15 protein-coding genes are annotated in these 12,215 nt (G+C 37.8%); 5 read left to right on the top strand and 10 right to left on the bottom strand.

The window, feature by feature from the left end:
- Positions 1-441: 441 nt before the first annotated feature.
- Positions 442-1,938 carry a C69 family dipeptidase gene (locus CYP54_RS03625; protein ID WP_103604238.1) on the bottom strand — a complete coding sequence of 499 codons (1,497 nt, stop codon included), beginning with the start codon at positions 1,936-1,938 and terminating at the stop codon, positions 442-444.
- Positions 1,939-2,139: 201 nt separating this feature from the next.
- Here CYP54_RS03625 and rpmI point away from each other — a divergent pair, with 201 nt between their 5' ends.
- Positions 2,140-2,331: a 50S ribosomal protein L35 gene (gene rpmI, locus CYP54_RS03620; RefSeq protein WP_054195943.1), complete on the top strand. Its 192-nt coding sequence runs from the start codon at positions 2,140-2,142 to the stop codon at positions 2,329-2,331.
- A 99-nt stretch (positions 2,332-2,430) separates the two neighbouring features.
- The gene (gene rplT, locus CYP54_RS03615; RefSeq protein WP_009295119.1) at positions 2,431-2,787 is read left to right on the top strand and encodes a 50S ribosomal protein L20; all 357 of its coding nucleotides are present in this window, start codon (positions 2,431-2,433) and stop codon (positions 2,785-2,787) included.
- A gap of 228 nt (positions 2,788-3,015) precedes the next feature.
- Here rplT and dapF read toward each other — a convergent pair whose 3' ends face one another.
- Both dapF and coaE read right to left on the bottom strand, forming a co-directional pair.
- Positions 3,016-3,759, bottom strand: coding sequence for a diaminopimelate epimerase (dapF, locus tag CYP54_RS03610; RefSeq protein ID WP_103604237.1), 744 nt, complete (start codon positions 3,757-3,759; stop codon positions 3,016-3,018).
- Between the two features lie 50 nt (positions 3,760-3,809).
- Complete coding sequence (gene coaE / locus CYP54_RS03605) at positions 3,810-4,406, bottom strand: dephospho-CoA kinase (protein WP_103604236.1); 597 nt, start codon at positions 4,404-4,406, stop codon at positions 3,810-3,812.
- Positions 4,407-4,486: 80 nt separating this feature from the next.
- Here coaE and purM point away from each other — a divergent pair, with 80 nt between their 5' ends.
- From purM to CYP54_RS03590, 3 genes are read left to right on the top strand one after another with little or no spacing between them, the layout of a single operon-like run.
- Entirely contained in the window at positions 4,487-5,470 is a 984-nt protein-coding gene (purM, locus tag CYP54_RS03600; RefSeq protein ID WP_103604235.1) for a phosphoribosylformylglycinamidine cyclo-ligase, read from the top strand.
- Positions 5,470-5,727: a hypothetical protein gene (locus tag CYP54_RS03595; RefSeq protein ID WP_103604234.1), complete on the top strand. Its 258-nt coding sequence runs from the start codon at positions 5,470-5,472 to the stop codon at positions 5,725-5,727. The genes purM and CYP54_RS03595 overlap by 1 nt, the downstream gene beginning before the upstream one ends.
- Position 5,728: 1 nt before the next feature.
- Entirely contained in the window at positions 5,729-6,151 is a 423-nt protein-coding gene (locus tag CYP54_RS03590; RefSeq protein ID WP_103604233.1) for an RDD family protein, read from the top strand.
- Between the two features lie 3 nt (positions 6,152-6,154).
- On the opposite strand, the gene CYP54_RS03585 is transcribed toward CYP54_RS03590, so the two are convergent.
- The 7 genes from CYP54_RS03585 to CYP54_RS03555 all read right to left on the bottom strand — a co-directional run bounded on the left by CYP54_RS03585 (position 6,155) and on the right by CYP54_RS03555 (position 12,166).
- Positions 6,155-6,889 carry a hydroxymethylpyrimidine/phosphomethylpyrimidine kinase gene (locus CYP54_RS03585; protein WP_103604232.1) on the bottom strand — a complete coding sequence of 245 codons (735 nt, stop codon included), beginning with the start codon at positions 6,887-6,889 and terminating at the stop codon, positions 6,155-6,157.
- A 92-nt stretch (positions 6,890-6,981) separates the two neighbouring features.
- Positions 6,982-7,551, bottom strand: coding sequence for a hypothetical protein (locus CYP54_RS03580; RefSeq protein WP_103604231.1), 570 nt, complete (start codon positions 7,549-7,551; stop codon positions 6,982-6,984).
- A 90-nt stretch (positions 7,552-7,641) separates the two neighbouring features.
- Complete coding sequence (locus tag CYP54_RS03575) at positions 7,642-8,322, bottom strand: response regulator transcription factor (RefSeq protein WP_084109786.1); 681 nt, start codon at positions 8,320-8,322, stop codon at positions 7,642-7,644.
- Between the two features lies 1 nt (position 8,323).
- A complete protein-coding gene (locus CYP54_RS03570; RefSeq protein ID WP_103604230.1) occupies positions 8,324-9,973 on the bottom strand; it encodes a sensor histidine kinase in 1,650 nt (549 codons plus the stop codon).
- Between the two features lie 45 nt (positions 9,974-10,018).
- Complete coding sequence (gene dsbI / locus CYP54_RS03565) at positions 10,019-10,639, bottom strand: protein-disulfide oxidoreductase DsbI (protein WP_103604229.1); 621 nt, start codon at positions 10,637-10,639, stop codon at positions 10,019-10,021.
- A gap of 8 nt (positions 10,640-10,647) precedes the next feature.
- On the bottom strand, positions 10,648-11,304 hold the full coding sequence (locus tag CYP54_RS03560) for a thiol:disulfide interchange protein DsbA/DsbL (protein ID WP_103604228.1): 657 nt from the start codon (positions 11,302-11,304) through the stop codon (positions 10,648-10,650).
- A 115-nt stretch (positions 11,305-11,419) separates the two neighbouring features.
- On the bottom strand, positions 11,420-12,166 hold the full coding sequence (locus CYP54_RS03555) for a carboxymuconolactone decarboxylase family protein (RefSeq protein WP_103604227.1): 747 nt from the start codon (positions 12,164-12,166) through the stop codon (positions 11,420-11,422).
- Positions 12,167-12,215 lie beyond the last annotated feature (49 nt).

The raw sequence follows: 12,215 nt of genomic DNA, 5'->3' as shown, positions 1-12,215 counted from the left end.
CTTCGTAAGTAGAAACCCCTTCTGCCACCAAAAGCCAAATTTTCACTATCACAACTCAAACAATAAATTTGTCACCCCAAACGCGGTGGATGACATCCGCTTCTTCTTAAACTAAAGTAAAATTTATAAAAAACCCTGCTAAAAAGATCCTTGCCAAATTTCAAGCATTGCTTAGCTTTGCTATTAAAGATGCAGTTACAATGAAACGGACCTGATAGCAAAAATGGATTTATTTCAATGTAAAAAAATGTGAAATTGTTTAAAAATTTGCGTGACTTTTGAAAATCGCTGATATGTTTTTTGCCAAGATTAATGAGCTTTATGCATGGGACAAGGCATCAGCGTTTTTCCTTTGAGATAAATTTTGTCCGGCATTATAAACGCTCTTTGCCAAATTTTTGTTTAAAGATTGGGCGCTACTAAATTTCACGCCCAGAATATTTAGTCTTTTTTGCCTTTATTTAAAGATTTTAGCTTAGCATCCATATCAGCTGTAAGCATAGTAAAGACCTTATTTGTAAGCTCCTGAGTTAAATCCTTGGCCTCTTGCATTGTTTTTTTGCTAAATTCATTTAGGAGTTTGTCCGCTTTTTTCTTATCTTTTTTATAAAGTTTGACGTACTCATCTTCAAATTTAGCCTGTTTTACCGCCAACTCTTTTTCAAATTTAGAGTAGGCCTCTTTAACCACTGGCGAATACTTCTCATAGTCAGTCATCACAAGGGTTTGAAGCTTTCTATAAACCCAGTATATAGAAGTATCATCAGCGTCGTATGAGCCATCAGTGTAACCTTTTATAAAACCATCAAGCCCCTCGTAATACGGCAAATAAACGCTAAGATCAGCCATGCCAAGAGCGACATAGGTCACGCGGCCGATCTCTTTTGGTAGCCATGGGCGCACCTGCATGACGTGAGACTCGTATGTTCTAAAGACGCTTATGGCGCGGTAGATGTTTTTCTTATCTTCATCTTTGCTGGCGTAGTTATCAAACGCAGTGCCGTTGTAGTGGGCTCTCATCGCAGCTTTTAGGTCTTCAACACTTAGTTTTTTCTCTGGTTTTAAAAATACTGGGAATTTCTGACCATCGGCGAAGTCTTGTTTTAAGCTTGGGTTAAACATGCTTTGAACCCAGCAAACACGTGGATAGTTGTAAGTCACATCTCTCTCATCGTCCCTTGTATAGGCCTTTGTAAAGTTAAATTCTCCATCTTTTGCAGGGTCATAAGTCTTGTTGTCGATCGCAAATTTGATCACATCTTTTGCACCCATAAAATTTGGATCATTCTCTTTGTAAGCGTGTAGTCTGCCTTGGTTTGCAGTGACGAAGTACTCATCTTGCGGGATCTTTGAAGCGATCCATTTGTGGCCAGTACCAGTCTCAAAGTACCAAAGCTCGTTTGCGTCGATAAATACCACGCCAAAGCCCTCTCCAGCGCCTTTTGTCTCTACTATCTCGCCAAGAAGCTTAACGCCCTCTTTTGCACTCTTCATACGTGGCAAAAGCACGTCTGGGATGTCATCTTCTGTGATGCCGCTCTCTTCGTTATATGGATCGATCTTTAAAAGCTCGTCTTTTGCGTAGATGGTCTCAGTGCCACTTAGTCCAACGCCAGCCTCGTTGTAGCCGACAGCTCCGTGAAGTTTTGTATGAGAGTTTGCGATGGTTGTGTATCTCATGCCATCTTTTGGAAGCGGATATGTAAAGTCATTTGCGCCGTCATGCGCCTTTGAACTGTGCATGCCAGTTTGGTTTTTCTTTGCTGGATGTATCAAAAAAACTTGAGCCTTTATAGCCTTGCTATCTGCACTCCTGGCAACCAGCATGGAGCCATCATTTGAAGCTTTATCTCCTACTAAAATGGTAGTGCATGCCAAGCTACTTGTGCCTAAAATCGCACTCATAGCAACGATTGATGCAAGAATTTTGCCTTTCATTTTTACTCCTTTAGTGAAATAAAATTTCTTTATGTGATTATATGCAATTTTTAATAATTTAATTATAAATTTTAAAATTTTTTTAAGTTTAATGTAAATTTATTGCAAATTTTGTCTAAGTGAAATTTAAATTTTCTAAAGGATTTTTCGCTATAATCCAAAACTTACGCAATTGCGTATAAAATTTCAAAAAGGATTAGCATGCCAAAGATGAAAACCGTTCGCGGTGCTGCTAAGCGCTTTAAAGTAGGTAAAAATAAGATAAAAAGAGGCTCTGCTTTTAGAAGCCATATCTTAACAAAAAAACCTAGTAAGCGCATGAGAGACCTTCGTGGCCCACACTACGTGGATAGCACAAATGTCTCAGCCGTTCGCAAAATGCTCGGCGTATAAAGCAGCGTAGTTTTAAGTTTTTGACAAAAAGTCATTCAAACTCCCCCAAATTTAGGGGCAAGACTCACTTCGTGAGCGCCAATTTGTAAAAGGATAAATATGGCAAGAGTAAAAACAGGCGTAGTTAGAAGAAGACGCCATAAGAAAGTTTTAAAGCTAGCACGTGGCTTTTTCAGTGCTAGACATAAACACTTTAGAAAAGCTAAAGAGCAACTAGAGAGAAGTTTAGTTTACGCATACCGCGACAGACGCCAGAAAAAACGTGATTTCAGACGTTTATGGATCGTTCGTATCAACGCAGCTTGCAGACTAAACGACATTAGCTATTCAAGATTTATCAACGGCTTAAACAAAGCTAACATAGAACTTGATAGAAAAATTTTAGCTGATCTAGCTATGAATGACGCGAAGGCATTTGCGGCACTTGCAAAACAAGCAAAAGATGCTTTGAAATAACACCTTTTCTCCGCTTCGGCGGAGATCTTCTTTTTTTTAATTTCTATTCAAATTTTTATTAAAATTTATTTTTCGAGTTTTTAACTTAGTTATTTTGTATTCAAATTTTAAATTAAAGCCACTATAAAAATTTTACTTCATCAGCTAGGTGCAAATTTAGTAATATAAATTTGAAAAATTTGCTTACCGTTACTAGCCAAGAATAAGTATAAAACTCGCCCTAAATAGCTAAATTTCGATACTCGTATCAAAGCAGTGTTTCACCGCTCCACTAAATAAAATTTTGCCGCTTTCCAGTCTAAGGCCAAGCTCCTCGCCACTTTTTGGATAGACTTTTAGACATTGCGCTGCGTTTAAATTTAAAGTAGCTCCGTAAAAGCAAGCCGCCATGCCAGTGCCACAAGCTAGCGTCTCGTCCTCCACGCCCCTTTCGTAGGTTCTCACCTTTAAAACTCTACCCTCAAATTTAGCTAAATTTACATTTGCATTGTATTTTTGACGAAGCGCCCTGCACTCTTTGACATCAAATTCCTCTAAATTTTGTGTGAAATTTACAAGGTGAGGCACGCCAGTATCATAAAAATACCAAGTTTTGCCACCTTCATTTATCGGTTCGCTTAAAATTTTTGGGCTTGTTAGCACGACCTCGACACACTCGTCTTTCACGCTTGCCATAACCTCGCCACTACCAGTTAGCAGAGCAAATTCACCAGAACTTACAAGACCATTTAGATAGGCATATCTAGCAGCCGCGCGCGAGCCGTTGCCACACATCGCAGCATAGCTTCCATCGCTGTTGTAAAACTCCCATTTCACGCCCTTTTCGTAAGGCAAAAGTACTATTAGCCCATCAGCTCCCACGCCGTTAGTCCTGCTGCAAATTTGCCTCGCTAGCTCACTTCTATCTTTGTTTAAAAATGTATGAAATATGACAAAATCATTGCCACTAGCGTTGTACTTTGAAACTTGCATTATTTTTCCTTTAAAATTGCTCTACTTGGTTTTGCCAAATTTCTATAAAACTAGCCGTTAATTTGCCCTAGAAATTTTTCTAATTCCTGCTCTAAATTTTCTTTATCACCGCTGTTGTCTATAACAAAATTTGCCTTTTCTCGCTTTTGCTCGATATCCATCTGAAGCTCCACCCTAGCTTTTGCTACTTCTAAATTTAGACCATTTCGGCTCATCAAACGGCTTATTAGTAGCTCTTTTGGTGCATAGATCACAGCTATATTTTTAAACTCGGCATATCGATCTTGCTTTTCAAAAAATAGTGGAATATCCACAAAATAAACCTGCCCCAAACACTCAAGCTTTGCAGCGTGAGATAAAATTTCTCCCTTTATCTTTGGATGCAAAATTTGCTCTAAAATTTTTAACTTTTTTGGATCATTAAAAACAATGGCACCAAGTTTTTGCCGATCAATTTTGCCAGTCTCATCTAAAATTTGCTCTCCAAAAAATTCCACTATCTCACATTTACAAATTTCAAGCTGTTCATGAGCGATCACGTCCGCATCAATCACGCTAAAGCCTCGTTTTTTTAGTAAATTTATAGCTGTGCTTTTACCGCTAGCGATCGAGCCTGTGATAACATAAGCGTTTGGAAATTTCTGCAAACTCGCTCCATTTTTGAAAATTGATGACAATTTTAGCAACTTTTGGCTAAAGTTTTAAAAAATTACAAAAAAGGGCAAAGATGATAAGCTATAAAGATGCTGGAGTGGATATAGATGCTGGAAATAGCTTTGTTGAGGCGATAAAGCCTTTCGTAAAATCTACACAAACACCAAATGTTATAGGTGGCATTGGGTCATTTTCAGGAGCGGTCAGACTACCAAGTGGATATAAAAATCCAGCTATTTTAGGTGCAACTGATGGCGTTGGCACGAAGCTTCGCCTAGCTATCGACGCTAAGAAATTTGACGGCGTTGGCGAGGATCTAGTCGCAATGTGCGTAAATGATCTCATCTGCAACTTCGCTACACCACTCTTTTTCCTAGATTACTACGCGACAGCAAAGCTTGAGATAGAGAGCGCCAAAGAGGTGGTGAAAAGCATCGCAAATGGCTGCAAAAAGGCACAATGCGCACTTATTGGCGGTGAGACAGCCGAGATGCCATCAATGTATGAAAAAGGTGACTTCGACCTTGCTGGATTTGCCGTGGGTATCGCCGAGGCCGACGAGATCGATAGAAGCAAATTTGTAAAAGCAGGTGACGTTTTAGTCGCACTTCCTAGTAGTGGTCTGCACTCAAATGGCTTTTCACTAGCAAGAAAAGTAGTTAGCGAGCTTGGACTAAAATTTGATGAAAAAGTAGGCGATAAAAAGCTCATCGACGTGCTTCTTGAGCCAACAAGAATTTATGTGAGCGACTTTTTAAGTTTAAAAGACAAGATCACAGCAATGGCGCATATAACCGGTGGTGGCATAGTTGAAAACTTACCTCGCGTCTTCCCTGCTGGACTTGGTGCGAAGGTTCAAAAAAACGCTATAAAAACGCCTGAAATTTTTAAAATCCTTGCCCAAAAAGTAGAAGATAGCGAGATGATGAGAACCTTTAACATGGGCGTTGGCATGATATTAGTTGTGCCAAAAGAAAACATTGACGCTGTCCTAGCTAGCAGCGATGGCTACGTGATCGGTGAAGTAGTAAATGGTAAAGGCGTAGAGCTAATTTAATGCAAGAAAATAGCAAAAAACGCCTGCTAAAGACCGAAAATAAGAGCTTTTTTGATCTTAGCATTTATGAGTATATAGGCTGTTTTGGTGTACTAGAAAGCGATATCAAAAAACTTGATCTCTATAATCACTGGTGCAAGGTCTCACGCACCTCTACTATGCTCTGCGTCACGCATGATAATGGCGAGAGTGACAACCTAGTCTATCTATATGACTGGGAGAAATTTAGCCGTATCTACATAAACACAGGAAATTGAGTTGGCAAAGCAAAAGGCAAAAATCGCATCTATTTGGGCTAGAGCAAAGGCCTTTGTTATCGATCTTTTTATCATCGGTATGCCGATATTTTATGCGACAACATATCTTGTGCTTGATGGCAAAGAGGCATTTTTGCATAACCAAATTGCTATTTTTGGTGCAAATAGCTTGATCTCACTTATAATGTGCCTTTTTTTTAGCACAAAAGCACAAACCCCAGGCTACAAAGCACAAGAAATTTATCTAATAAACCTAAAAACCGGTAGAAAACTAAGCTTTTTTCACACCATCTTGCGCCAAATTTGCTTTGCCTTTGCTGGCTTTAGCATACTTGGACTTTGCCTTTGTTTCTTTAGAAAAGATAAACTAAATCTGCACGACATCATCACTCACTCAGCTGCCGTGCAAAGATCAGAGGGATAAATTTTACTTCGCTCCATGCCAAAGTAAGCGATTTTTGCCAAGTTTTGTATCGATGCTCTCTTTTATGATAGAGCAAATATACTCTTTTGAAAGTTGTATAGACTCCTCTAAGCTCTTGCCCTTTGCTAAAAAGCAAGCAAGTGCAGTTGAAAAGCTACAACCAGTTCCACTCATTACAAGCGGATCAACAAGTGGAGTCTTAAAATTTCTTAGCGAACCATCTTTTTTATAAAGTGTGTCTATACTACTATCTTCGCTGATATGTTTCTTTACGATAACATCACAAGGCAAATCTTTATAATCATCGCCAAAAAGCACATTTGCCTCATCTAAATTTGGAGTAGTTACCGTTGCTAAGCTCATTAGCTCTTTTAGTTTTGCCACCGCACTATCTTTTATAAGCTTGTGTCCGCTTTTTGAGACGCAAACTGGATCAAGCACTACTTTGGTATTTTGAGCTAGTAAAAACTCACGCACCACCTCCATGATCTCTTCACTAAATAACATGCCTATCTTAATCGCATCAAAGCTAAATTCTTCCGCAAGCGTATTTAGCTGATCTTTGACAAAACTAGGCTCTAAGCAAACCACGCTCTTTACAGCATCCGTAGTCTCAGCGACCAAAGAAGTTACCGCTGTTGCACTATAACAATTAAGCCTAGCACATGTTTTTATATCTGCTTGAAGCCCAGCTGTGCCACTATTACAAGAGCCTGCGATGATTAGAATTTTTTTCATCGTTTTCCTTTGAAATTTTTGGCTTATTATAGAGGATATTAGATAAATTTGAGTTTTTTAAAACAGAAGAAATTTGAGCAAAAAGCTCAAATTTATGAAAGTTTATTTAAGTCGTTATCGATATCTATATATATCGTAGTTGCGTTAAGATTTGTATGCTCAAAACTAGGATCTACTTGTTTGTCGCTCTCTTTATGTTCATTCATTTTAGCTAAAAGATCATCTTCTCTTAATCCATGCTCATTTGCTAAATTTGGATCTATTTCATTAAAACTAATATTTACGCTAGCCTCATCATTTAGCTCTTCTTGCTCTAAATTGGTTGCGCTAAGGATATCATCTACTTTTTCATTTATATGATCTAAAATCGATACATAATCATTGCCAAGAAGTGCTTTAAACAATGCGTCAGTATCTATACTAGACTCACCAATATCATCGCTTACCACGCTACTATCTAGCCAAAGAGTATCGTATCCGTTTATTGATATATCTTGTCCATCATTTGCAGTGATTGTAATGCTTGAGCTTTCACTCTCACCCTTTATAGCCTCTCCGATATATACTTTATCATTTACGTCTAAAACTCTTACATGATCATTTTGGTCTATCGCTATAACATCAGATGAAACGCTTTTAACTATACCAGCTACTGCTGCCATCTTTATTCCTTATTTTTATTTGTCGGTATTTTAGTATATTTAATTACTTTTGTATATTGTACTATGGTACAAGGTAGCGATAATTCTAAATCATTCAGATTTTGTGATTAAAATATATCCACTCTCGCTGATATTTTTAAATTTCACACCAAGCTCGCGTTTTAGGCGAAGTATCACATTTTGGATAGCCGCCTTGCTAACATCGCTCTCATAGACAAATTCTTCTATCATCTCATAAGTAACTAGCTTATTTAGATTATAAGCAAAGAGCCAAAATATCTTATTTTGCAAAAAGCTAAGATAAATTTCAATGCCGTTTTTATAAATTTTCTCTCTTTTTAAATTTATACTCACCTCATCGCTTAAATAAACTAGCTTTTCATCTCGTTCAAAACTTAAACTAATAAGCATTGATCTAAGATCTTTCATATCAATAGGCTTTTTTAAAAAAAGCATCGCCCCTTCCTCCATGCTTTTTATCAAATTTTCATCGCTATCATAAGAGGTAAAGACGATAAATTTTTGGTGCGGCTTTGTACGTTTCATCTCATTCATCATCTCGAAGCCATTAAGCACTGGCATGTGAATATCACTCATCACAATATCAAAGCCTTGCTTTTTAAATTTCTCCACGCCATCTTGTCCATTGCAAGCACCAATTACCTGTTCGCAATAAGGTTTAAGTCCGCTAATAATAAGCTCTCTTGCCATATCGTCATCTTCAACTACCAAGACGGACGTCTTTTTTAAAATTTCTAAGACTTCTTGCATTTTAGTCCTTTAAATTTATATCAAAACTTAGCTCAAACACCGTTGGCTTTGCGTTATTTACGAGTCTTACGTCACCATTTAGCTTTTCTTGCGCTAGCTTTTTAGCAAAATAAAGTCCTATGCCATTTCCTTGCTTTTTGGTGGTATTTAGCCAAGTAAAAATTTTCTCGCTCATTTGCTCGCTTACGCCATTCCCATTGTCATAAACTCCGATGTAGCATTTATCTTCAAAGCTTCTAAATTTTATCTCGATGATACGTTTTAGTGGCTCATCTTTGTAGCTTTCAACAAGTGAGTCTTTTGCGTTGTGTATTAGGATTAGCAAAATTTGTTGGATTATATTTTCTATCTGACGAACTTTTTGTTCATTAAAACCACTAAATTTTACACTAACATTTGCACGGCTTAGCTCTGTGTGCATAAGAGTTATTAGATTTTTAACGCTTGTTTGTATCTCAAATTCGCTCACATTTTCAGCACTTTTGTAAAAATTTCTAAAAATTTCAATAGTACTTGAAAGAAGTTTGACTGAGCTTTGCCCTTTTTCAAGTAATTTTATTAGCTCCTCATCGCTTAATTTACCTTCCTTTTTTAACATTATGCACGAGCTTAGCATTAGTTTTAGCGAATTTACTGGCTGAATAAACTGATGATTAATGCCACTTATTAGCTCACCAGCCTCACTCATTTTGGCTCTATGAGTTAGCAAGGTTTCATACTCATCTTGTATCTTTTTTATCTTGTTATACATAAAATTATGAAGGATATTTGCCAAAAATGTGAGCGCAACGAAGGCAAAGAGCAAGCTTAGAGCATTTTTTAAAGCTTCTTTTGTTAAAGCTGAAATTTCTTCTTCGTTATTTGTGCCAGCTCCTATGAACCAATTTATCGTTGGTATCTCAGCTACTTGGATTAAATTTTGTCCTATTTTTAAGCTTGTAATGTCTTCATCTTTTAAAAACAACTCTTTAAATTTCTCCTCGATCTCTTTTTTTAAAGCAAGATCAGGTATCGATGTTAAAATTTCACCGCTATGAGTCACTAAAAATGAGTAAGAATTTGGCGCAAGGCTAAAATTTTTAATGCTATTAAAGATATTTTCTATACGCACGACGCCACAAAGTGCTGCTTTAAATTTCGCTTGTTTTGTGACTGGAACGCATAAATTTAGAGTTGAGCCTTTTAAAATTTTATGTTCTTGCATGAAATTTACGCTTGGGGCATTTGTATTTTTTGTCTCCACATACCAGATAAGCCCTGCTCTTTCGCTCTTTGGCATAACTTCTTCTAAAATTTTCTCTCCATCTACAAAAATTTCTCCATCATCCCTTAAAAGCTGCATTAGATCAAATTCTTTTGCGTTTTGCTTAAAGAGCTTTATAAAGCCAGCTATCTTTTCATCGTCATCTACGATGTCTGCATTTTGTATAAATTTTGACGCACGAATGAGTGAATTTATACGCTCATCAAGCCAAATTTGAAAGTTGCTAACGATGTTTTTGCTAACTGCGATGTTGTTTTTATCAGATAACTCTATGATTTTCTCTTTTGCATTGCTATAAATATTTAGCCCAAGAAGTATTACAAAAAGGCTAGCAAGCAAGATGATGGCGTAGATTTTAATATTTTGTGATTTTAAATTAATACCCATGCGTGCAGTATATCCTAAGTTAGCCCAAATTTGGGCTAACTAAATTCATTTTAAAAAGGATAAAAGCTTTGAAACGAGCATAAGCGCAAGCACTACAAAACAAATACCAAATCCAAGCAGCGTGCAATCAGCCATCGACATAAATTTAGATGATGGCACAAGATACCAGCCGTCCGCATAAAGATCAACTATGCTCTTTTGCAAATCACTTAGCACCGCGCCATCAGGCACCATAGGGCTGTCATAGCCGCAATCACCCGTTGGCATAAACCAGTCAGGCGCCCACTTCTCAAGTGGCAAGCCAAATGGATAGTGTGGCTCAGTCGAGCAGCCCTGCACGCCAAAAGGATCGTCGCCATGCACCGCGTCGTGGATTTTGGCTAGCTTCACGCTATACATTATGCCCTGCACCGCTCCCCAAAAGGCAAAGACGTAGCCAACTAGAGCAAAGAGTAAATTTTTAGGATTTATGATAGCGATCACACCGCCAAGCGCCATACATAAAAAGGCAAAACGTATATAGACGCACTGCTCGCAAGGAGGCATATAAGCGTAGTTTTGAAAGAGCGAGTGCGCGATAACGACAAGCGCGACGCTTACAAAGACTAAGATCGCCCAAGAGATGCGTGAGTCTTGAAATTTAGCCATTTTTTTAAAAAAGCTCATGTGGCGCCTTATTTTTTAAGAAGCTCTTCGATGAGTGCTGCCATGCCGTCAAGCGAGCTGATTGATTTTGTCATGATGAGATATTTGCCATTTACGACAAATGCTGGCACGCCTTGAATTTTAGCCACGTCGTAGCTCTCGTCCCAAATTTTTAAAAGCTCGGCTACTTTTGGATTAGCTAGCTCTTTTTCGTAGTCTACTTTGCTAACGCCAGCAGCATCAAGTCCAGTCTTTAAAAAGCCCTCAGCGTCTTTGCCATCGCTCCAGCGCTCTTTTTTATCGTGATAAGCCTTGTAGTAGGCAAATTTGGCCTTTTTAAATAGCGAATTTTCATCAAATAAGCCGACACCTTTTGCCTCGTCCATAACGATAAGCACGGCAAAGACCTTGCTCGCAACCTCGCCATAATCGCCCTTTGTCTTTAGATGAAATGGCTCGTATTTTAGGCCAGGGATTTTCTCAACTACCTTTGGAGTGACGCTCTTGTCGTACTTGTAACAAAATGGGCAAGCGTAGCTAAAAATTTTAACTAGCGTATTTTGTCCCGCGCTTAGTGGCTTTTCAAGCTTGACGTAGTCCTCACCCTCGCTAAATGCACTAGCACTAATCGCTCCAGCCACTGCAACAGCAAAGATAGCCTTGCTAAATTTAGATAGAAAACTCATAATAATCTCCTTTAGATGATTTATTTTGAGTTATTCTACAACCAAGCTCAACCGCACTTTTAACGCTAGAATAAATTTTGGCTGAAATTTATAAGATATCGCATTGATTAAAAATTTAATTTTTGCTAGAACTTATCTCATTTATTGCTGATAATGCATTTAAAGCACTCGGATAGCCTATAAATGGTATAAGTGTCGTAACAACGCTTATTAGCTTAGCTCTATCGTTGCCGATGCCAAAATTTGCAGCAATATGCCCTAAAAGCTGTGGTTTTGCAAAGCCAAGAGTCGTGATATAGACAAATGTCAGAAGCTCCCTAAGCTCTAAACTAAGCCCATCTCTTGCATAAAAATCGCCAAAGCAGTTTTGCGATAAAAACTCCATTATATGTTTTTGATCATTTGGCATTGATGCGATAAATTTATCAACCGCTGGGAAGAGTTTTCTTTGTATCTCAAGACCTCGTTCACCTCTACCTTCTCTTGATTTTTTAGGCATATTTTCAGGCTCTATATAGCGCTCATTAAAAATTTCATCAGCTAAAAATATATAATCTTCTACCTTGCCAAGCCCAGCATAAGGCACTGCTTGATATAAAATTTCTCTTATCTCTTTTGCTGATATGCCTACATTTAAAGCAGCCCTCACGAAGCTTTTAAATGAGCTTTTTGCGCCTTTACTCACACAAAGAGAGGCGATGATAACCGAAAGTCTTGTTTTTTCATCAATATTTATCACTTCACTAATATCGCCTAAAAAATTTAAATAATCCTCTAAAAAACTAGCATTGCTCTCTTCAAGCTCACTTTTTGAACCAAACCAAATTTCATAAATTTTCTTTGCATTGTAAGTTAGTATCATAAGTTTTACTCCATTATTTGGGGCTGATTATAAGTGCTAAAGCGTAAAT

The sequence above is a fragment of the Campylobacter concisus genome, from assembly GCF_002914005.1.
GTDB lineage: Bacteria > Campylobacterota > Campylobacteria > Campylobacterales > Campylobacteraceae > Campylobacter_A > Campylobacter_A concisus_N.
Note: the sequence above shows the minus strand (reverse complement) of the source record. Positions and strands in the feature narration are given on the sequence as shown.

What these genes read in the sequence shown, in the direction of transcription:
- CYP54_RS03580 (WP_103604231.1), bottom strand. Translation starts at nt 7,551, where the DNA reads ATGGCAGCAGTAGCTGGTATAGTTAAAAGCGTTTCATCTGATGTTATA.
- CYP54_RS03570 (WP_103604230.1), bottom strand. Translation starts at nt 9,973, where the DNA reads ATGGGTATTAATTTAAAATCACAAAATATTAAAATCTACGCCATCATC.
- dapF (WP_103604237.1), bottom strand. Translation starts at nt 3,759, where the DNA reads ATGCAAGTTTCAAAGTACAACGCTAGTGGCAATGATTTTGTCATATTT.
- rpmI (WP_054195943.1), top strand. Translation starts at nt 2,140, where the DNA reads ATGCCAAAGATGAAAACCGTTCGCGGTGCTGCTAAGCGCTTTAAAGTA.
- CYP54_RS03595 (WP_103604234.1), top strand. Translation starts at nt 5,470, where the DNA reads ATGCAAGAAAATAGCAAAAAACGCCTGCTAAAGACCGAAAATAAGAGC.
- dsbI (WP_103604229.1), bottom strand. Translation starts at nt 10,639, where the DNA reads ATGAGCTTTTTTAAAAAAATGGCTAAATTTCAAGACTCACGCATCTCT.
- rplT (WP_009295119.1), top strand. Translation starts at nt 2,431, where the DNA reads ATGGCAAGAGTAAAAACAGGCGTAGTTAGAAGAAGACGCCATAAGAAA.
- CYP54_RS03575 (WP_084109786.1), bottom strand. Translation starts at nt 8,322, where the DNA reads ATGCAAGAAGTCTTAGAAATTTTAAAAAAGACGTCCGTCTTGGTAGTT.
- purM (WP_103604235.1), top strand. Translation starts at nt 4,487, where the DNA reads ATGATAAGCTATAAAGATGCTGGAGTGGATATAGATGCTGGAAATAGC.
- CYP54_RS03560 (WP_103604228.1), bottom strand. Translation starts at nt 11,304, where the DNA reads ATGAGTTTTCTATCTAAATTTAGCAAGGCTATCTTTGCTGTTGCAGTG.
- CYP54_RS03625 (WP_103604238.1), bottom strand. Translation starts at nt 1,938, where the DNA reads ATGAAAGGCAAAATTCTTGCATCAATCGTTGCTATGAGTGCGATTTTA.
- CYP54_RS03555 (WP_103604227.1), bottom strand. Translation starts at nt 12,166, where the DNA reads ATGATACTAACTTACAATGCAAAGAAAATTTATGAAATTTGGTTTGGT.
- CYP54_RS03585 (WP_103604232.1), bottom strand. Translation starts at nt 6,889, where the DNA reads ATGAAAAAAATTCTAATCATCGCAGGCTCTTGTAATAGTGGCACAGCT.